This window comes from Rhizobium sp. Leaf311, assembly GCF_001423445.1.
GTDB lineage: Bacteria > Pseudomonadota > Alphaproteobacteria > Rhizobiales > Rhizobiaceae > Agrobacterium.
Map to the genome: position 1 here is coordinate 168,195 of NZ_LMNZ01000007.1, position 18,756 is coordinate 186,950.

Consider the following 18,756-nt stretch of genomic DNA (forward strand, 5'->3'; position numbering starts at 1 on the left):
TTCTGCCTAAAAGAAGAGTTTACAGCACATGTTTTTTGCGGTGTATTAGTTGCCAATCTAACTCAACTTTGTTAGCGGCTGTCAACAAGCGCGATCCGATCAAGATTGCGAGCTTTGGCCGCAGAAGATCGGCACCTTGTTACGGACATCCGGGAATAGCATGATGGCAACTGAAAATCTCACCCTTTCGTTGAACAAGCTGAGTGTGCAAGGCAACCGGCGCAGGGGAAAAACAATTCTGCTGTCACTGGCTCTGAGCATGTACGCGGCAGGTGCCTTTGCTCAGGCAACGCCTGCTCCGCAAGGCCAGACCGCGCCCGCCACGCAGGAGGCTGCCCCGCAAGGCCAGGCCGCGCCTGCCACGCAGGAGGTTGCCCCGCAAGGCCAAACCGCGCCCACTACGCAGCAGGCTGCCCCGGCTTCGCCCGTCCAGCCGCAGCAACCGGCGGCAGCACCTTCCGCAACCGACACCCAGACCCAGCCACCCGCTCCCGCAAGCAGCACGACGCCAGCAGAACAGCCGGCGCCCGTTGTCGAGAACCAGCAACCCGTTCAGCCAAGCCTTGCAACTGCAGAGGAGCAAGCATCCGGCAGCCCGCAGCAACGGACGGATATTCCCCATAACCTGTCCCCCTGGGGCATGTTCATGGCGGCCGACTGGGTGGTCAAGGGTGTCATGATCGGGCTTGCTTTTGCCTCGCTCATCACCTGGACCGTCTGGGTGGCAAAAACGATTGAGCTGGCTGGCGCGCGCATTCGTGCTGGCTCGACATTGAAGATCGTCCACAAGGCGAAAACTTTGTCCGAAGCGACGGATGCCGTCGAGAAAAAGGGCGGACCTGCGGCTCTCATGCTGCGCATGGCGACCCACGAGATGCACCTGTCCGATGCTGTTGTCGACCATACCGACGGTGGCGGTATCAAGGAGCGTGTTTCCTCCGTTCTGTCGCGCATCGAAACCCATGCGGGCCGCCGCATGTCCCGTGGGACGGGTGCTCTTGCAACAATCGGCTCGACGGCACCCTTCGTCGGTCTCTTCGGTACGGTCTGGGGCATCATGAACTCCTTCATCAGCATTTCCGAATCGCAGACGACCAATCTGGCTGTTGTTGCTCCCGGCATCGCCGAAGCCCTGCTGGCAACCGCCATCGGTCTTGTCGCGGCCATTCCTGCCGTGGTCATCTATAACGTCTTTGCGCGGTCCATCACCGGCTACCGGCATCTGCTGGCCGATGTCGCGGCAGGCGTCGAGCGTCTTGTCAGCCGTGACCTCGATTTTCGCCGTATTCCGCCGGGAACATCCGTCAAGCCAGCCGTTTCGCTTGTGGGACGCTGATCATGGCGGGTGGAATTCGCGAAAGCGGTGGGGACGAACTGTCTGAAAACCACGAAATCAACGTTACGCCTTTCATCGATGTCATGCTGGTTCTGCTGATCATTTTCATGGTCGCTGCACCATTGGCGACCGTCGACGTGAACGTCGATCTGCCGGCCTCCTCCGCAAAGCCGGCGGAACGGCCGGATGAGCCGCTCTACCTGACGGTCAAGGACGACCTCTCGCTCAACATCGGCAATGACCCGGTGGCACGGGAGGCGCTGGGAGCACGTCTCGATGCGCAGACTGGCGGCAACAAGGATACACGCATTTTCCTGCGGGCCGACAAGGCCGTCGATTACGGGCATTTCATGGAAATCATGAACATGCTGCGTGACAACGGCTATCTCAAGATTGCGCTGGTCGGTCTTGAGAATGCAGCGGCGGCCAATCCGTCTGCAGCGCCATCTTCAACCGTTCCTGCGACCGCCCCCGCCCCTGTCGGAGCGACGCCATGACCGAGGCCTCTTTTCCCCGTTCCGGTCGCTCCCGGTTGGGAGAAGTTGCACTCTGGACGGTGGCCGGTGTTCTTACCCTGTCCGTCCATGCGGGCGCCGCCTATTACCTGATGCAGGAGCCACCCGTGCCCGAAGCCGATGGTGGCCCGCCTGCCGCCATCATGATCGAGCTCGCCGCCCTTCCAGAAGCTGTCGAAACCGAGGAAACGGTAGAAACGACCGATCTGGAAGATGCTCAGGAGGTCAAGAGCGAGGTTCAGGAGAAGGTGGAAGAGGTTCCGCCGGAGGAAACGCCGCAGCCAGAGCCCGTGGTCGAAGAAACACCGCCGGAGCCCGAGCCCTTGCCTGAACCACCGCAGGAGGTTGTCGAACCTCTGCCTGAGGAGGTGCCTGAACCGATAGAGGAAATCGATCCTATTCAGGAGCAGCAGATGGCAGCGCTTGAAAATGTCGAGGTTCCACTTCCTGTCCTGCGTCCACCGCCGCCTCCGGCTGAGAAGAAGGTGGAGAAGAAGGACGAGCCTGAAAAGAAAAAGGTAGAGCGTCCAAAGCAAACCGCCCAGCCGCAATCGCCCTCGATGGAAAGGGCAAAGGTCGAAACGACGCAGTCGAACCGTACCGCTGCCGCGCGCACCAGTTCGGGCTTTTTCTCGTCGTCCATGACGCCAGCGAAATGGGAATCGAGACTGGTTTCGCATATCAGGCGCAAGAAGCCCCGCGAGATACGTGGAAACGATGCCAGGATCACCGTCGCATTTCGGGTCAGCGATAATGGATCCCTGAATTCCATCCGGCTTTTAAGGTCGACTGGAGACGCATCGCTCGACCAGCAGATCGTTGCGTGGATCGAGCGGGCCTCTCCGGTTCCTGCACCGCCTCCCGAGGCCAGCCGAAGCGTGACCCTGCCGATTGAGATCAAGTAGAATACGGGACTTCTAATTAAAAACCGTTTCTATTGAATGCTGCCCGCGCTATGGCTGGATTTTACCCATCATAGGTCAGATCAGGCATGAAATTCACGATTGAACAGGCAGAAGATTTCGTCGCGTCCATCTTCGAGAAAAACGGTGTCCTGCCGAAAAGTGCACGCTCTACGGCGCGTGCGCTGGTAGCGGCAGAGGCCGCCGGGCAGGGCGGCCACGGTTTTCGACGCATCGCGGCCTATATCAGCCAGCTGCATGTCGGCAAAATCGATGGAAAGGCGATGCCCTCTGCAAAGACCCTTCGCCCCGGCGTGCTGTGCGTTGACGCTGGTCACGGCTATGCTTATCCGGCTATTGATCTTGCAATCGAACTCCTGCCTGCCATGGCGCGCGCCCAGGGTATCGCACTTGGCCTCATCAACCGCTCGCATCATGCCGGCGTGATGGCCCTGACGGTCGAGCGACTTGCCGAGCAAGGACTGGTCGCCTTCATGGTCGCAAATGCCCCGGCCTCCATGGCCCCCTGGGGAGGCATCAAACCGCTCTATGGCACAAATCCGATTGCCTTTGCTGCGCCCGTGGCCGATGCCGACCCGCTGGTCATCGACCTTGCCCTGTCAAAGGTTGCGCGCGGCAAGATCATGGCGGCGCGCCAGAAGGGCGAGACTATCCCTGATGACTGGGCACTGGATTCGCAAGGCCGGCCCACCACCGACCCGAACGAGGCGATCAACGGCACCATGGTGCCTGCGGGTGATGCCAAGGGAGCAGCTCTGGCCTTGATGGTCGAGGTCATGGCGGCGGGCCTGACGGGCGGAAATTTCGGTTTTCAGGCGTCTTCCCTGCTGGATGACACGGGCACGGCTCCGTCGCTGGGGCATACGATCATCGCAATCGATCCCGATATTGCAGGCAATGACGCCTTTGCAACGCGGCTCCGCCTGATGGCGAATGAAATCGAAGGGCAGGAAAATGCGCGCCTGCCGGGACGCCGCAGTCAGGGTGTGCGGAAACATGCTCTGGAACATGGCATCGTCATGGATGATGACATATTGGCCGAGATTTCGAAGCTTTAACGGCTCTGGCTGGCAAGCTGATCGCGCAGGAAGTCTGCGAAGATCGCACCGGATAGCTCCAGAGCGCCGCTATTGTCGATTGTCGTGACATCAAATTCGCCGCAAACCTCCAGCGAACTACGCTGGAGGCGAAGCACGATGTCATCGAGGCTTTCGCGTCCTCGGGCTTCCAGTCGAGCGGTCAGCACATCAGGGGTTGCCACGACATTGACGACTTTCAGCTTCGCAAAAGCTTGCCGGAAGAGGGGAAGCGCGGACCGTGACCCATTGACGACGACGATGTCTCCGTCACGCAATCTTGCCTGCACCGTTGCCGGAATGGCGTAGCTGAGCCCGTGTGCCTGCCACGAAACGCAAAAGTCACCCTCAGCGAGACGACGGTCAAACTCCGCCTGGGTTACGGCTGCGTGGTCCTCGCCTCCGGCATCCCGGTGTCTGGTAATCACCCGCTGCGCAAAGTGAATGCGCTGCTGCTGACCAAGGCGGGCGGCAGCAAAGCCCATGAGCGTGTCCTTGCCGGCGCCGCTTGGGCCGACGACCACGATCATCACCCCGGATTTTTCGCTGTGCGGGTCGGCACGTCCAGGTGATAGCTCACTCATGCGACACGCCGCCCCTGCCGCCAGACCGAGCGGACGATGGGGACGTCGCTTGATCGGTGGACCCGTATGAGGTCGGCACGGAGGCCGGGCGCTATACGGCCGCGATCCGAAAGGCCAACGGTGCGGGCCGGTGTTGCCGTGACCATGGCAAGCGCCTTGGGCAAGCTCATCGACTCGATCTGGTCGGCCAGCAGAAAGGGCGCGCAGAGCAGGCTGAACGGGACATAATCGGAAGACAGGACATCCAGAACGTCGCGTTCGGCAAGATCCCGTGCGGCAATGTTGCCGGAGTGAGATTTGCCACGCACGATATTCGGCGCGCCCATCAGAACGCTCATTCCCGCCTGGTGGGATGCCTGCGCCGCCTCGATGCTTGTCGGGAACTCGGCGAGCTTGACGCCGTGGCCAATCGCCTCCTCGACATGGGCATGGGTCGCGTCATCGTGGCTGGCAATGGTGATGCCGCGCTCAAGGCAGCGGGCGGAAAGATAATCACGGTTCTTGGCGGAGTATTTCGCAGACGCCTCGATGCGGCGGTCCACGAAGGCCTTGAAGACCTCATCGCTGAGACCACGCTTCTTCTGGTAGAAGACGATATATTGATCCATTGTCTGAAACTGGCGCTGCCCCGGCGAATGGTCCATCAGCGATATCAGTTTGACATGCGGGTCGTTTTCGAAATCCTCGAAGTGATCCAGCACATCCGCAGCCGCCACTTCACAGCGCAGATGCAGCAGGTGGTCGGCGCGCAGGCGCCCGTCCGTCTGGGCCTGTTCGATGGCATCTGCCATGTCACGCATTTCCCCACGGGCAAAGCCGCCGTCTTCGTCGGAGCCCAGTCTCAAACAGTCGAAGACAGTCGTGATGCCCGAGGATGCGACTTGCGCATCATGTGCCTGAATGGCGGCAATCTTGTTCCAGGTCACGCCGGGGCGGGGCGCGTAGTGCTGCTCCAGATGGTCCGTGTGCAACTCAACGAGGCCAGCGATCAGATAGTCACCGGCAAAGTCCTCGCCAACCCGCATCGTGCCCTCGCTGATATCAGCGATAAGACCGTCCCGGATCAGCACCGATCCGTGTATGACATCGTCATCCAGGACGATGCGCGCATTCGACAATATTTGCTCGGTCATTCCAGTCATTCTTTCATATCGGTGGGACCGGGCGCAGCCAGTGGCAGCCAGGTATGGATCTTGAAATCGTCACCCCGGGCTGGCTCGATGAACAGCGAAAGGCCGGAGATGGTCAGCGGTCGGTCTGTAAAATCCGAAAATTCGGTCGAAAGCACGTCGGCCATCTCGTCCCGCCGATCTTCTCCGACGGGTCCCGTCAACGTCATGTGGAAGCGGAAGTCTTCCATGACATGCGGATAGCCCCAGCGGGAGAGGTTTTGCCGCTGTCGCTCCGTCAGGTTCTGCGGCTTGCGTCTGGCAATGTCATGCTCCGACAATGGCGCGCGCAACGGCTCGAAATAGTCGACAACCTCTGCCGCAAACTCCTGCAAGGGTTGGTGAGTGCCCTCTGGCACCAGCGCGAAGAAAGGCCCAAGCGAACCGATGACGAGTTTTGGTATATCAAAGACTTGCTGCTTCGCGCAGAACGCCTCGAATGCCGCGAGAAGCTCCCCTTCGCTTGTATTGTCGGAAAGTTCGAAGGGCGCCTTAAGGGTAGCGTGAAAACCATATCGGCGCGGATCGGCTGTGATCTCGGCATAGTCGCGATGATCCTGATAGTGATTGCAGGAAAACGCGTCTCGACCCAGCCACCGCGACGCCTTTCTGGTCATGGCATCATCTTTGGCGGGTGTGAAATAAATCGCATAGCGCACTGTGTCGCACTTTCAGTCTTCAAGCAGGTCTCGATTACCGGCCAGATTCTCTGGCGCGGATCAAGCGAATTAACGCGCCCGCATGACGGAATGATGATCGCGCGGAAAAAAGCTGCGACGCGCTGTCGAAGTATTAACTCGGGAGATGCAAAGATAGCTGGCAGGGAAGTGAACAACGGAAAATGAAACTTCCTGCTGCATCGTGCGTTGTCACTGCAGGAAAGTTAAAGTCTGAAGGAGCTAGAGCTCATGGAAATCGGAATTCTGATCACACTGTTTTTCACAGTATTTGCCGCTTCCAGCGTATTTTGTGCTTACTGGTTCGGCGAACACCGCAACTTCTGAACTGATAATCGGGGAGTTGTAACCTTCGGATGACGCCGTTACTTCCCGAAAACATGCGCCGCCCCTTTGACGAAACGGCGCATATTGATCCGGTTAATGAGCGGCGGACATGTCGCCCAGAACTTCTTTAGAAGAGACCGTCGAGTCTGCGTTAAGCTTGTAGACCATCGGCACGCCGGTCGCGAGGTTGAGCTTCAGAATCTCTTCCTTGCTGAGTTTGTCCAGAACCATGACCAGTGAACGAAGAGAGTTGCCGTGAGCGGCAACCAGGACCTTTTCGCCGCGAAGAACGCGCGGTAGAATTTCAGTCAGGTAATAGGGCCACACGCGGGCACCTGTGTCGCGAAGGCTTTCACCGCCTGGGGGCGGGATGTCGTATGAGCGACGCCAGATATGTACCTGCTCCTCACCCCATTTTTCGCGGGCATCGTCCTTGTTGAGACCGGACAGATCGCCGTAGTCGCGTTCATTGAGCGCCTCGTTGCGGATCGTCGTCAGGTCAGACTGGCCGACATTGTCGAGAATCATCTGGCATGTTTTCTGCGCGCGAATGAGCGAGGAGGTAAAGGCAACATCGAACTTGATGCCGTAATCCGCCAGCGCCTTGCCGCCTGCATTGGCTTCCTGCACGCCAAGCTCTGTCAGGTCGGGGTCGCGCCAGCCGGTGAAGAGGTTTTTGAGGTTCCAGTCACTTTGGCCGTGACGGACGAGGACAAGGGTTCCACTCATATTATGTACTGCTCTCCAGTTGATTACTGATCTTTCGCCAGACCCAGAACGTCCAGCATGGAATAGAGGCCCGGCTTTTCGTCGCGAGCCCAGAGTGCTGCCGCAACGGCGCCGCGCGCAAATATCGAGCGATCGGCCGCGTGGTGAGACAGCGTCACCTGTTCGCCTTCGCCAGCGAAAATCACCGAGTGATCGCCGACCACAGAACCGCCGCGCAGCGTGGCAAAGCCAATCGTGCCTTCCTCGCGCGCGCCTGTGTGCCCGTCGCGCACGCGAACGGACTTCGCGGCAAGGTCGATGCCACGACCCGCCGCAGCTGCTTGCCCTAGAAGCAGAGCGGTGCCGGACGGCGCATCCACCTTGTGCTTGTGGTGCATTTCCAGAATTTCGATATCCCAGCCGATAGCGCCCAGGGCCGTTGCCGTCTGGCGCGTCAGAACGCTCAACAGATTAACGCCGAGGCTCATATTGCCGGATTTGACGATACGCGCGTGGCGGGAAGCGGCGTCGATCTTTTCGTCATCCGCAACGGAGCAACCGGTTGTCCCGACCACGTGCACGATACGGGCCTGCGCCGCGAGACCGGCAAAGACCACAGTTGAGGCAGGTGAGGTGAAATCGATGACGCCATCGGCGTGAAGGAAGGCGGTCAGCGCATCGCTGGTGACGGTAACGCCGGTTTTGCCGAGGCCTGCGAGCTCACCCGCATCGGTGCCGATAAAGCGCGAACCTTCGCGCGCCAAAGCTGCATGTAGTTCGACGCCCGGCGTTTCATCGATGATGCGGATCAGGGCCTGACCCATCTTGCCCGCTGCGCCGACCACCACCAGTTTCATCTTATTGTCGTCGCTCATCTTGTCCTACTTGTGCTCGTCAAAGTCCGCGAACGCCGGTCGCCTGCAAATTGTTGAGGCGAGCGTAAAGGCCATCTTCCTGCCGCGCAAGCGTCTCGTGGACACCTTCCTCGACAACATTGCCCTCATTCATAACGACAATCTTGTCTGCCTTGACAACGGTCGACAGCCGGTGCGCGATGACGATGACCGTGCGTCCCGTCATGGCGGTATCCAGCGCCTTCTGAACGACGGCTTCCGATTCGGTATCGAGCGCGGAGGTCGCCTCATCGAGCAGCAGGATCGGCGCATTGCGAACCAGAGCACGGGCAATGGACAGGCGTTGCCGTTGCCCGCCGGAAAGGGTCATGCCGTTTTCGCCCACCGGCGTATCGTAGCCCTGCGGTTGCGCGAGAATGAAATCATGCGCAAAGGCGAGCCGTGCAGCTTCCTCGATCTCGGCATCCGTAGCCTCCGGCCTGCCATAGCGGATGTTGTCCCGGATCGTTCCCTCGAACAGATAGGGCTGCTGGGAAACATAGGCGAGGTTCTGGCGCAGCGAGAGGGTGGTGATGTCGGCGATGTTCTGGCCATCGATGAAGATGGCACCCGCAGTCGGATCGTAAAACCTTGGCACAAGGTTGATGATGGTCGATTTGCCTGCACCGGACGGGCCGACAAGGGCTGTGGTCTTGCCACCTTCTGCAATGAAGCTGACGCCCTTCAGGATCGGGCCACCATCCTTGTAGGAAAACTCCACATCGCGCAATTCGACCGTCGCATTTGCCACCGTGAGCGGCTTTGCGTCGGGCTTCTGACGTTGCACCGGCTCCATGTCGAGAATGTCATAGATCATCTGCGCGTTGACGACGGCGCGCTCGAGCGAAATCTGAACGCGGGCAAGCCGTCGCGCCGGGTCATAGGCCAAAAGCAGGGCGGTTACGAATGCGAAGAATGCGCCGGGCGGCACATTGTCGTAAATCGCGCGGTAGGCCGCATAGGCCAGCACGCCGGACACCGCCAGACCGGCAATGGTTTCGGTCAGCGGGGCGCTTTTTTCCGTCAGCCTTGCAATGCGGTTGGCGCGCCACTCGGCAGCGTCGATGACCTTGTCGACGCGGGTCTCCAACTGCTTTTCCATCGTGAAGGCCTTGACGATGGCGATGCCCTGCAAGGTCTCCTGCATGGCACCCAGAACGCGGCTGTTGAGAACAACGGCATCACGGGTGGCGCTGCGCAGACGGCGTGAAATATAGCGCAATCCCAGAACAAGCGGCGGTACGATGAAGACGATGACAATCGAAAGAACCGGGTCCTTGATGATCATCACGGAAACCAGCGCGATGAATGTCAGAAGATCGCGCGCGACCGTGGTGACAGTCAGGTTCATGACATCCCTGATACCGCCAATGTTCTGGCTGACCTGAGCTGCCAGATGCGCCGAGCGGGACTCGTTGAGATAGCCGACCGAAAGTGTCATGAGATGCGAGTAGAGCCGCTTCTGATAGCGGGCGACGATGTTGTTGCCGATCTTCGACAGCGCGACGGACTGTCCATAGGTCGCGATACCGCGAATGAAGAATGCGGCAAAGATGGACGCGCAGATCAGCCAGACGAGATCGGCCCGCCGGTTGACGAAGGCTTCGTTGATGATCGAATCCATGATCCAGGCCGTAAAGGCCGTGGTGCCTGCCACAGTCAGAAGGCAGAAGATTGCGAAGGCATAGCCGGGAATATGGTCGCGGGCATTTTCGGCGAAAATGCGCTTCAGGACAGCGGTAATCGTATCGGTATCCACGGGATTCCGTTTTTTGGCGGTCGTCAAATCTTCATCCACCTTGCGTGTTTAAAGCGGACGAGCCGCTTTATTTAATCGGCTCCTATAGCCACTAAGGCGGGTTTTGGCCAGTACCGAGTTCCGTCTAAGCCTGCCAGCGCCGTCCCTCGAGCGTCAGGCCGAACTCTGCGGGTCTGCGGGCATAGCTCGAAAGACCGGCCAGGGCGGCCTGCGGATGGGTCACGACGTGGGTTGGAATGCTGCGCATGAGGGCGCTGTGCGGAGCCTTGTCTTCGAAGGCGGCGCGGAACTCCGGCAGCTTCAAAGCCGGAATGATCTTCTGGGAGATGCCGCCCGCAAGATAAACGCCACCCCGCGCCATGAAGATCAAGGCAAGATCACCCGCCACGCGCCCCAGATAGGTGCTGAACAGCGACAGGGTTTCTGCGGCTTCGCGGTTATCGCCGCTCAGTCCGTTTGCCGTGATGTCGGCAGGATCGGAAAAGGCGGGCGTGATGCCGTCCGCCTTGCAGATGGCGCGGTAGAGGTTCACAAGACCGCGTCCGCAGAGGATCTGTTCACCGGCGACCCGCCCTTCGATGGTCTCGATATGCGGAAAGACCTGATAGTCGCGCGGCGTGCGCGGACCGATATCGACATGGCCACCTTCGCCCGGAACCGGAAACCACATGCCGCGAGCATGGACCAGTCCCGCAACCCCAAGACCGGTGCCTGGCCCCAGCACCACGCGTGATGCGACCATGTCCGGCCGCTTGGGGCCGATGGTCTCGCGATTGTCGTCTCCCAGCGATGCGATTGCCAGCGCCTGTGCCTCGAAATCGTTGATGACGATCACGTCCTGCAGCCTGAGATTGACCAGCATTTCCCTCGGCTTGACCACCCAGTGGCAGTTGGTCAACGGGATTTCATCCGTCTCGATTGGCCCGGCAACGGCCAGAATGGTCGATACGGGCACGAGCGATGTCTTGTCGAGAATGGCGAGCTGGATCGCCTCATCGATATTCTTGAAATCAGCCGTCTTGACGCTGGTCAGCTGGACGGGATCGGCATCTGCATCCGGAAGAATGCAGAACCGGGCATTGGTGCCGCCGATATCGCCAATGAGAATGGGAAAGGAAAGGGTGTCGTTCTGGTTGGGCATTGCTGCTCCTGGATCTCGGGATATCACTATTCAACAGAAGTCTGACAGCATCTCGGCGGTTGCGCGATTGAGAGCCATCGGAATGTCGTAGACGGTCGCAAGTCTCGTCAATGCCTTGACGTCCACATCATGCGGCAGCGAGGTCAGCGGATCGATAAAGAAGATCAGCATATGCACTTCGCCCGTGGCGATCATCGCGCCGATCTGCTGATCGCCACCCAGTGGGCCGCTTTTCAGCCTGATCACGCTCAGACCGGGGCAGGCTTCCTGCACGCGTCCACCGGTGGTGCCGGTCGCGACGATGCGAAACTGCGACAGGGCCTGCTGATGTTCGCGAGCGAAATCCGCCATGTCGTCCTTTTTCAGGTCATGTGCAATCAGTGCGATACAGCGTTGCCCGGCCATGTTTCTTCCTGCTGCCAGCGCCAATGGATGGCCAATTTTAAATCGATTTGAAGCCTTCTATATCAGGTCGGCGGGCTTTGAAAAGCCGCGTATTCCCTATCAATTCAATGAAGGCCGGGAAGAGGGGCGGGGAATATCGGCGGGCGGCATCAGGGCATTCGGGGTGACGGAAGGCGTAGTTGTGTCCATCTCCGGCTGCGCAGCGGGCATCGCCAGTGCCTCTCTGTTGCGAATGAGGGTGGCTCCGGCAGAGGCCGACTGCGCACTGGCAATGGCTGCACAGGCTCTGGGCAGATCCGAGACCATGACGGGACGCGGCGGCTTTGGCGGCTTGGCGTTGGGGTCTTTCTTCGGTGCTGCCCATGGTTCCTTGGAGAACCACCAGGCCAACGACTTGTCGCAGCCATCACCAGCGCCCACGGCTGCCTGCGGTTTGCAGTTGGGTGCGCCTGGAGGGCATTCGAGGCGAACGTGGAAATGTTCGTCATGTCCGTAGATGGGCCGGATCTTGCCCATATAGGTGCGATCGCCCTTCCATGTCTGGCAAAGCTTCTGCTTGATGGCGGGGTTGACGAAAATACGCTCCACCTGCGGATAGCTTGCCGCCAGCATGACCAGCTTGGCATTGAGGGGAGACCATTTGCGATCATCCACCGTCAGGAACTTGCTCTTGTCGAGCATGGAAATGAAGGGTGTGCTTTCGCGCTGATCGGCGCTCATGACGCGGTCCGGCATGGGACGCCACCAGATATCGGCATCAAGACCGATCTGGTGCGATGCATGGCCGGTCAGCATGGGGCCGCCGCGCGGCTGCGATATATCCCCGATCAGCAGGCCCGGCCAGCCGATCTTCTGGGCATCCTGCGCGAAACGTTCGATGAAGGCTATCATCTGCGGCTGGCCCCAGCGGCGATTGCGCGAAAGGCGCATGGCCTGGAAACCCTGGCCTTCGGTCGGAAGCGCGACTGCCCCCGATTGGCAGCCTTTGGCGTAGGAACCATAGGACGCGGACGGACCGGCGGATGGCAGCGCGATATTGCCGAAGACCTGTTTGGCCGGAGCGTCCTGCGCAAAAGCGGAATACCCATCCATGGCCAGTATGGACATTACCGATAGTGCCAGGAGTGATGCCTTGCCCACGCCTTCTGCCTGTTTTCCCATGTCGTCTGCCGCCTGGATGCTTGAAATGATTCTCTTGGAAATATTACGCTGGAATGCGATTTTGGTGAAAGCATGTTTGCCTCATATCTGCGGCATAAACTGCTTGTGAGCCAAAACCCCTATATTTTGCCAATCTTTGTCTTATGGTGCGCCGTAATGAAAACCAAAAAGGATCGTCGCTTCATGACATTGGCAAGGTTGAAATCCAGCTTGTTGGCTCTGGCTGCAGCATCTCTCGTGCTCGCACCCATGGGGGCATCCGCTGCTGATGGCGACAACTGGCGCAGCGGGATTTCGACGGTCGGTGAGTTGAAGCATCCAGACGGTTTTGAGCGTTTCGACTATGTAAACCCGGATGCGCCCAAGGGCGGGACGTTGCGGATGTCGACGACCGGAACCTACGATACGGTCAATCCGGTTCTCGCCAAGGGTGAGCTTGCGACAGGGCTCGCTCTGGTCTTCGACACGCTGATGAAACCTTCGGAAGAAGAGCTTTCGTCATCATATGGTCTTCTGGCCGAGGCGGTCAGCTTTCCCGAAGATATTTCCAAGGCCAGTTTCCGGCTGCGAAAAGAAGCGAAGTGGGCAGACGGGCAACCGGTAACGCCGGAAGACGTCGTCTTCAGCTTCGAAAAATCCAAGGACCTGAATCCGCAGCTGGCAAGCTATTACACCCATGTCACCAAGGCGGAAGTCACCGGCGAGCGGGAAGTTACCTTCACCTTCGACGAGAAGAACAACAAGGAACTGCCGCAGATCGTGGGCCAGCTTCTCATCGTGCCGAAACACTGGTGGGAGGCCAAGGGCGCGGACGGCAAGCCTCGCGACATCTCGCGCGGGACGCTTGAGCCGGTCATGGGTTCGGGGCCCTACAAGATTGCCTCCATCGCACCCGGTTCGACCATAAGCTACGAGCGTCGCGACGACTATTGGGGCAAGGACGTCAACGTCAATGTCGGCTTGTATAATTTCAAAACCGTGACCTACACTTTCTACGCGGATCGAGACGTCGAGTTTCAGGCCTTCAAGGCGGGAAATACGGATTTCTGGCAGGAGAATTCTGCTTCGCGCTGGGCGACGGGATATGATTTTCCCGCAGTCAAGGACGGTCGCATAAAGCGGGAAGAACTTCCCAACATCTACCGCTCCGTCGGTATCATGCAGGCCTTCGTACCCAATGGGCGCAGAGACAAGTTCAAGGACCCGAAGGTGCGTCTGGCCTTGAACTATGCCTTCGATTTCGAGGAGATGAACCGCACGCTGTTCTATAACCAGTATCAGCGCATCAACAGCTTCTTCATGGGTAGCGATCTGGCCTCTTCCGGCTTGCCGCAGGGCAAGGAGCTGGAAATTCTCAACGGCATCAAAGATCAGGTTCCGCCGGAGGTGTTTACGAAGGAATATCGCAATCCTATGGGCGGCGATCCTGCAAAGCAGCGAGATAATCTCCGCGAGGCCGTCAGGCTGATGAAGGATGCCGGATATGAACTGCGCGGCAACCGCATGGTCAATGTCTCGACAGGCAAGCCCTTCGAGTTCGAAATTCTTGTCGATTCCGCCGCCATGGAACGTGTCGCCGTGCCCTACAGCCAGAACCTGAAAAGAATCGGCATAGGCGCGACGGTACGGCTGGTGGATACGTCGCAGTATACAAACCGCACCCGCTCCTTCGACTTCGACATGGTCGTCAATCTCTGGGCCCAGAGTTCGAACCCCGGCAACGAGCAGGCTGACTATTGGGGTTCCAAATCCGTTGACCGCCAGGGCTCCAAGAATTTTGCGGGTATCAAGAACCCGGCCATCGATGTGCTCGTCAACAAGATCATTTTTGCCAAGGATCGCGACGATCAGGTGGCGGCGGTAAAGGCGCTGGACCGGGTGCTGCTGGCGGGCAACTACGTCATCCCGCAATTCTATCGCGGGGAAATGACGCTCGCCTATTGGAACACGCTGGTTCAGCCGAAAGAGCTTCCACGCTACGGCATCGGTTTCCCCGAGGCCTGGTGGTCTGCAAGTGCCGGAAAATGACCTTGGCCTTGCTTTATGAGCCAAGCCTTGATTCACATGAGCCATAACGAATCACGCCGCCTGCGGTATTGTCCGCAGGCCCGAAAGGAAACGGTTTGACGAAACCGATGATGACCGAACCTCTTGCCGTGCAGGGACGTGCCTGATGGGAGCCTATATTCTGCGGCGTCTGGCCCTTATGATTCCGACCATCATCGGCATCATGGGCATTTCTTTTCTCGTCATCCAGTTTGCGCCCGGTGGCCCGGTCGAGCAGGTTGTCGCGCAGCTTTCCGGCTCCGGTGACAGCGCCTCCGACCGGCTCTCCGGCGGCGGCGATCTGATGGGCGGCGGGCTTGATGAAAGCGGTTCGAAATATCGTGGTGCCCAGGGGCTCGACCCGGAGCTGATCGCCAAGCTGGAAAAGCAGTTCGGTTTCGACAAGCCGCCGCTGACCCGCTTTCTCGACATGATGTGGAACTACATCCGTTTCGACTTCGGCGACAGTTTCTTTCGAAATTCTTCCGTCATCGATCTCATCATCGAAAAGCTGCCGGTCTCGATCTCCCTTGGTTTCTGGATTCTCATCATTTCCTATGCGATTTCCATTCCGCTCGGCATCAAGAAGGCGGTGTCCGACGGATCGACATTCGATGTCTGGACATCGGGCATCATCATCGTCGGTTATGCGGTGCCGAGCTTCCTCTTCGGCATCCTGCTCATCGTGGTTTTTGCCGGTGGATCCTTCTTCGACTGGTTCCCGCTGCGTGGTCTTGTGTCCGACAATTTCGCCGAGCTGACATGGTGGCAGAAGATCATCGACTATTTCTGGCATCTCGCCCTGCCGCTGACGGCGCTCATTCTGTCTGCCTTTGCGACCACGACATTGCTGACCAAGAATTCCTTCATCGATGAGATCAAGAAGCAATACGTGGTGACTGCGCGTGCGAAAGGTCTTTCGGAAAGCAAGGTGCTCTACGGCCACGTCTTCCGCAATGCCATGCTGATCGTCATTGCCGGTTTTCCCGGTGCCTTCATCTCGGCCTTCTTTACCGGATCGCTGCTGATCGAGAATATCTTCTCGCTGGATGGCCTCGGGCGGCTGGGCTATCTCTCCGTGGTCAACAGAGACTACCCGATCGTGTTTGGAACCCTGTTCATCTTCTCGCTCATGGGTCTCGTCGTCAGCCTCATCTCCGACCTTATCTATACGTGGATCGATCCGCGCATCGACTTTGAACGGAGGGATGTGTGATGTCGACATCGTCACCCGCCGTTGAAGCTGCGCCCATGCCGCAAAAGCGTCCGTTCTTTTCTCCCACCAGCGTCCGGCGCTGGCAGAACTTCAAGGCAAACCGCCGGGGCTACTGGTCCTTCTGGCTTTTCCTGCTGCTGTTCGGGCTCAGCCTGTTTGCGGAGTTTATCGCCAATGACAAGCCGATCCTTGCCTCCTACAAGGGTGAGCTTCTGGTGCCGGTCATGGTGGATTATCCGGAAGAAAAGTTTGGCGGCTTCCTGGCGCAGACGGACTACAAGTCGTCCTTCATTCAGGATGAGATCAAGGCAAATGGCTGGATGATCTGGCCGCCGATCCGCTATTCCTATCAGACGGTCAATTCCAACATTCCGCATTCCGCGCCAACAGCGCCCTTCTGGCTGATGGATGCGCAGGAGCGTTGCTCCGGCTACCCGCAGGGAACGGCGGACCCCGGCTGCACGCTTGGCAACCTCAACTGGCTGGGCACCGATAATCAGGCTCGCGACGTGGCGGCACGCGTCATCTACGGTTTCCGTATCTCCGTGCTGTTCGGGCTTGCGCTGACCATAGCTTCGGCGGTTGTCGGTGTCACCGCCGGCGCCGTGCAGGGCTATTTCGGTGGCTGGACGGATCTTCTGATGCAGCGCTTCATCGAGATCTGGTCATCGATGCCGGTGCTTTACATCCTCCTCATCATCGCAGCCATTCTGCCGCCCGGCTTCTTCGTTCTTCTCGGCATCATGCTGCTGTTTTCGTGGGTGGGCTTCGTGGGTGTAGTGCGAGCGGAATTCCTGCGCGCCCGAAACTTCGAATATGTCAATGCCGCACGCGCGCTGGGGGTTGGCAACGGCACGATCATGTACCGGCATCTTCTGCCCAATGCGATGGTGGCGACGCTGACATTCCTGCCGTTCATCCTGTCGGGTTCGATCACGACCTTGACGTCGCTGGACTTCCTGGGCTTCGGAATGCCGCCCGGTTCACCTTCTCTGGGAGAGCTGATTGCGCAGGGCAAGAACAATCTTCAGGCGCCATGGCTCGGCCTTACCGCGTTTTTCACCATGTCGATCATGCTTTCTCTGCTGATCTTCGTCGGTGAAGCGGTGCGCGATGCCTTCGATCCGAGAAAGACATTCCGATGAGTGCCATGAAGGATACCAATACAGCTCCCCTTCTTGCGGTGCGTGACCTCTCCGTCGCCTTTCATCAGGGCGGCCAGCAAACCACTGCGGTCGATCATGTCTCCTTCGACATCATGCCGGGCGAGGTGGTGGCGCTGGTTGGCGAGTCGGGTTCCGGCAAGTCGGTCACGGCAAACTCCATCCTGAAACTTCTGCCCTATCCTGCCGCCAGCCATCCCTCTGGCCGGATCGTGTTCGATGGCAAGGATTTGCTCGACGCTTCGATAAGCGAACTGCGCTCCGTGCGCGGCAATGACATCACGATGATCTTTCAGGAGCCGATGACATCGCTCAATCCGCTGCACAGCATCGAGCGGCAGATTGGCGAGATCCTCGAATTGCACCAGTCCATCACGGGCGCAGAAGCGCGCAAGCGCATTCTGGAGCTGCTTTTGCAGGTCGGCATTCGCGAGCCGGAAAAGAGACTGAAAGCCTATCCGCACGAATTGTCCGGCGGGCAGCGACAGCGCGTCATGATCGCCATGGCATTGGCGAACAGGCCAAAGCTCTTGATTGCCGACGAACCGACGACGGCGCTGGATGTGACCGTGCAGGCGCAGATTCTCGAGCTTTTGAGCGACCTGAAAAACCAGCATGGCATGTCCATGCTGTTCATCACCCATGATCTCGGCATCGTGCGCAAATTCGCCGACCGCGTCTGCGTCATGACCAAGGGCAAGATCGTGGAAACAGGTACGGTGGAGCAGGTCTTCAACAGCCCGCAGCACCCCTATACCCGCCACCTGCTCGCAGCCGAACCAAAGGGTGAGCCGCCGCTTTCCGATACCAGCAAGCCTGTCGTGATGCAGGGCAACGATATCAAGGTCTGGTTCCCCATCAAGGCCGGCCTCATGCGCAAGGTGGTGGATCACGTCAAGGCGGTGGATGGCATCGACATCACCCTGCGGTCCGGACAGACGGTCGGCGTCGTTGGCGAATCCGGCTCGGGCAAGACGACGCTCGGCCTTGCCCTGTCCCGCCTGATTTCGTCCAAGGGACGCATCAGCTTCATCGGCCAATCCATCGACGCCTATTCCTACGCCATGATGAAGCCGTTGAGAAACCGGCTTCAGGTCGTGTTTCAGGACCCCTACGGCTCGCTTAGCCCACGCATGTCGGTGGGTGAAATCATCGCCGAAGGCCTCAAGGTGCATGAAAGATCGCTGTCGGCAGACGAGCGCGACCGTCGCGTTGCGCAGGCGCTGGACGAGGTCGGTCTCGATCCGGCCACGCGCTGGCGCTATCCGCATGAATTTTCCGGAGGGCAGAGGCAGCGCATAGCAATTGCGCGCGCCATGGTGCTGAAGCCCCGTTTCGTGATGCTGGATGAACCGACCTCGGCGCTCGATATGAGCGTGCAGGCGCAGGTGGTCGACCTTTTGCGGGACCTGCAGGCCAAGCACGACCTGGCTTATCTCTTCATCAGTCACGACCTCAAGGTGGTCAAGGCGCTGGCCAATGAGGTGATTGTCATGCGTCACGGTAAGGTCGTGGAAAGCGGCCCGGCAAAGGCAATCTTTGATGCGCCGACGCAGGATTACACCAAAGCCCTGATGGCCGCAGCCTTCAATATAGAAGCGGTCAAGACGACGGCAATCAGTCAATAGAGTTTCCGAAGGTCTCAAAGCACTGGATT

The 18,756-nt window shown here is 58.9% G+C and carries 17 protein-coding genes; 8 read left to right on the forward strand and 9 right to left on the reverse strand.

What is annotated here, in order from left to right:
- Nucleotides 1-259: 259 nt before the first annotated feature.
- The 4 genes from exbB (at nt 260) to ASF69_RS11240 (ending at nt 3,832) form a co-directional block, all read left to right on the forward strand.
- Entirely contained in the window at nt 260-1,336 is a 1,077-nt protein-coding gene (gene exbB / locus ASF69_RS11225; protein ID WP_112963408.1) for a tonB-system energizer ExbB, read from the forward strand.
- Nucleotides 1,337-1,338: 2 nt separating this feature from the next.
- Nucleotides 1,339-1,833 carry a TonB system transport protein ExbD gene (gene exbD, locus ASF69_RS11230; protein ID WP_062587434.1) on the forward strand — a complete coding sequence of 165 codons (495 nt, stop codon included), beginning with the start codon at nt 1,339-1,341 and terminating at the stop codon, nt 1,831-1,833.
- Entirely contained in the window at nt 1,830-2,756 is a 927-nt protein-coding gene (locus tag ASF69_RS11235; protein WP_062587436.1) for an energy transducer TonB, read from the forward strand. Before exbD ends, ASF69_RS11235 begins: the two co-directional genes overlap by 4 nt.
- An 86-nt stretch (nt 2,757-2,842) precedes the next feature.
- On the forward strand, nt 2,843-3,832 hold the full coding sequence (locus ASF69_RS11240) for an Ldh family oxidoreductase (RefSeq protein ID WP_062587437.1): 990 nt from the start codon (nt 2,843-2,845) through the stop codon (nt 3,830-3,832).
- Here the strand turns inward: ASF69_RS11240 and phnN are convergent.
- The 9 genes from phnN to mepA all read right to left on the reverse strand — a co-directional run bounded on the left by phnN (nt 3,829) and on the right by mepA (nt 12,674).
- Entirely contained in the window at nt 3,829-4,434 is a 606-nt protein-coding gene (phnN, locus tag ASF69_RS11245) for a phosphonate metabolism protein/1,5-bisphosphokinase (PRPP-forming) PhnN (RefSeq protein WP_062587439.1), read from the reverse strand. The two genes, ASF69_RS11240 and phnN, sit on opposite strands and share 4 nt — an antisense overlap.
- Nucleotides 4,431-5,567: an alpha-D-ribose 1-methylphosphonate 5-triphosphate diphosphatase gene (locus ASF69_RS11250; RefSeq protein WP_062587441.1), complete on the reverse strand. Its 1,137-nt coding sequence runs from the start codon at nt 5,565-5,567 to the stop codon at nt 4,431-4,433. The genes phnN and ASF69_RS11250 overlap by 4 nt, the downstream gene beginning before the upstream one ends.
- A 5-nt stretch (nt 5,568-5,572) precedes the next feature.
- Complete coding sequence (locus ASF69_RS11255) at nt 5,573-6,262, reverse strand: DUF1045 domain-containing protein (RefSeq protein WP_062587443.1); 690 nt, start codon at nt 6,260-6,262, stop codon at nt 5,573-5,575.
- Nucleotides 6,263-6,700: 438 nt separating this feature from the next.
- On the reverse strand, nt 6,701-7,336 hold the full coding sequence (locus ASF69_RS11260) for a 2,3-bisphosphoglycerate-dependent phosphoglycerate mutase (protein WP_062587445.1): 636 nt from the start codon (nt 7,334-7,336) through the stop codon (nt 6,701-6,703).
- Nucleotides 7,337-7,359: 23 nt separating this feature from the next.
- Nucleotides 7,360-8,190 carry a 4-hydroxy-tetrahydrodipicolinate reductase gene (gene dapB, locus ASF69_RS11265; protein WP_062587447.1) on the reverse strand — a complete coding sequence of 277 codons (831 nt, stop codon included), beginning with the start codon at nt 8,188-8,190 and terminating at the stop codon, nt 7,360-7,362.
- A gap of 19 nt (nt 8,191-8,209) precedes the next feature.
- Nucleotides 8,210-9,994, reverse strand: a complete 1,785-nt coding sequence (locus ASF69_RS11270; RefSeq protein ID WP_062587449.1) for an ABC transporter ATP-binding protein — start codon at nt 9,992-9,994, stop codon at nt 8,210-8,212.
- Nucleotides 9,995-10,091: 97 nt separating this feature from the next.
- Nucleotides 10,092-11,108: a glucokinase gene (locus ASF69_RS11275; RefSeq protein ID WP_062587451.1), complete on the reverse strand. Its 1,017-nt coding sequence runs from the start codon at nt 11,106-11,108 to the stop codon at nt 10,092-10,094.
- A gap of 30 nt (nt 11,109-11,138) precedes the next feature.
- Nucleotides 11,139-11,513 carry a methylglyoxal synthase gene (locus ASF69_RS11280; RefSeq protein WP_062587453.1) on the reverse strand — a complete coding sequence of 125 codons (375 nt, stop codon included), beginning with the start codon at nt 11,511-11,513 and terminating at the stop codon, nt 11,139-11,141.
- A gap of 99 nt (nt 11,514-11,612) precedes the next feature.
- Complete coding sequence (gene mepA, locus ASF69_RS11285; RefSeq protein ID WP_062587455.1) at nt 11,613-12,674, reverse strand: penicillin-insensitive murein endopeptidase; 1,062 nt, start codon at nt 12,672-12,674, stop codon at nt 11,613-11,615.
- Nucleotides 12,675-12,857: 183 nt separating this feature from the next.
- Between mepA and ASF69_RS11290 the strand changes: the two genes are divergently transcribed.
- From ASF69_RS11290 to ASF69_RS11305, 4 genes are all read left to right on the forward strand, one after another.
- On the forward strand, nt 12,858-14,702 hold the full coding sequence (locus ASF69_RS11290) for an extracellular solute-binding protein (protein ID WP_062587719.1): 1,845 nt from the start codon (nt 12,858-12,860) through the stop codon (nt 14,700-14,702).
- 145 nt (nt 14,703-14,847) lie between these two features.
- On the forward strand, nt 14,848-15,936 hold the full coding sequence (locus ASF69_RS11295; protein WP_062587457.1) for a microcin C ABC transporter permease YejB: 1,089 nt from the start codon (nt 14,848-14,850) through the stop codon (nt 15,934-15,936).
- Nucleotides 15,937-15,971: 35 nt separating this feature from the next.
- Complete coding sequence (locus ASF69_RS11300; RefSeq protein WP_200939074.1) at nt 15,972-17,081, forward strand: ABC transporter permease; 1,110 nt, start codon at nt 15,972-15,974, stop codon at nt 17,079-17,081.
- Complete coding sequence (locus tag ASF69_RS11305) at nt 17,078-18,727, forward strand: ABC transporter ATP-binding protein (RefSeq protein ID WP_162238076.1); 1,650 nt, start codon at nt 17,078-17,080, stop codon at nt 18,725-18,727. Before ASF69_RS11300 ends, ASF69_RS11305 begins: the two co-directional genes overlap by 4 nt.
- Nucleotides 18,728-18,756 lie beyond the last annotated feature (29 nt).

Coding starts and splice junctions, on each gene's coding strand:
- exbB (WP_112963408.1), top strand. CDS start 260: ATGTACGCGGCAGGTGCCTTTGCTCAGGCAACGCCTGCTCCGCAAGGC.
- exbD (WP_062587434.1), top strand. CDS start 1,339: ATGGCGGGTGGAATTCGCGAAAGCGGTGGGGACGAACTGTCTGAAAAC.
- ASF69_RS11235 (WP_062587436.1), top strand. CDS start 1,830: ATGACCGAGGCCTCTTTTCCCCGTTCCGGTCGCTCCCGGTTGGGAGAA.
- ASF69_RS11240 (WP_062587437.1), top strand. CDS start 2,843: ATGAAATTCACGATTGAACAGGCAGAAGATTTCGTCGCGTCCATCTTC.
- phnN (WP_062587439.1), bottom strand. CDS start 4,434: ATGAGTGAGCTATCACCTGGACGTGCCGACCCGCACAGCGAAAAATCC.
- ASF69_RS11250 (WP_062587441.1), bottom strand. CDS start 5,567: ATGACCGAGCAAATATTGTCGAATGCGCGCATCGTCCTGGATGACGAT.
- ASF69_RS11260 (WP_062587445.1), bottom strand. CDS start 7,336: ATGAGTGGAACCCTTGTCCTCGTCCGTCACGGCCAAAGTGACTGGAAC.
- dapB (WP_062587447.1), bottom strand. CDS start 8,190: ATGAGCGACGACAATAAGATGAAACTGGTGGTGGTCGGCGCAGCGGGC.
- ASF69_RS11275 (WP_062587451.1), bottom strand. CDS start 11,108: ATGCCCAACCAGAACGACACCCTTTCCTTTCCCATTCTCATTGGCGAT.
- ASF69_RS11280 (WP_062587453.1), bottom strand. CDS start 11,513: ATGGCCGGGCAACGCTGTATCGCACTGATTGCACATGACCTGAAAAAG.
- mepA (WP_062587455.1), bottom strand. CDS start 12,674: ATGGGAAAACAGGCAGAAGGCGTGGGCAAGGCATCACTCCTGGCACTA.
- ASF69_RS11290 (WP_062587719.1), top strand. CDS start 12,858: ATGACATTGGCAAGGTTGAAATCCAGCTTGTTGGCTCTGGCTGCAGCA.
- ASF69_RS11295 (WP_062587457.1), top strand. CDS start 14,848: ATGGGAGCCTATATTCTGCGGCGTCTGGCCCTTATGATTCCGACCATC.
- ASF69_RS11300 (WP_200939074.1), top strand. CDS start 15,972: ATGCCGCAAAAGCGTCCGTTCTTTTCTCCCACCAGCGTCCGGCGCTGG.
- ASF69_RS11305 (WP_162238076.1), top strand. CDS start 17,078: ATGAGTGCCATGAAGGATACCAATACAGCTCCCCTTCTTGCGGTGCGT.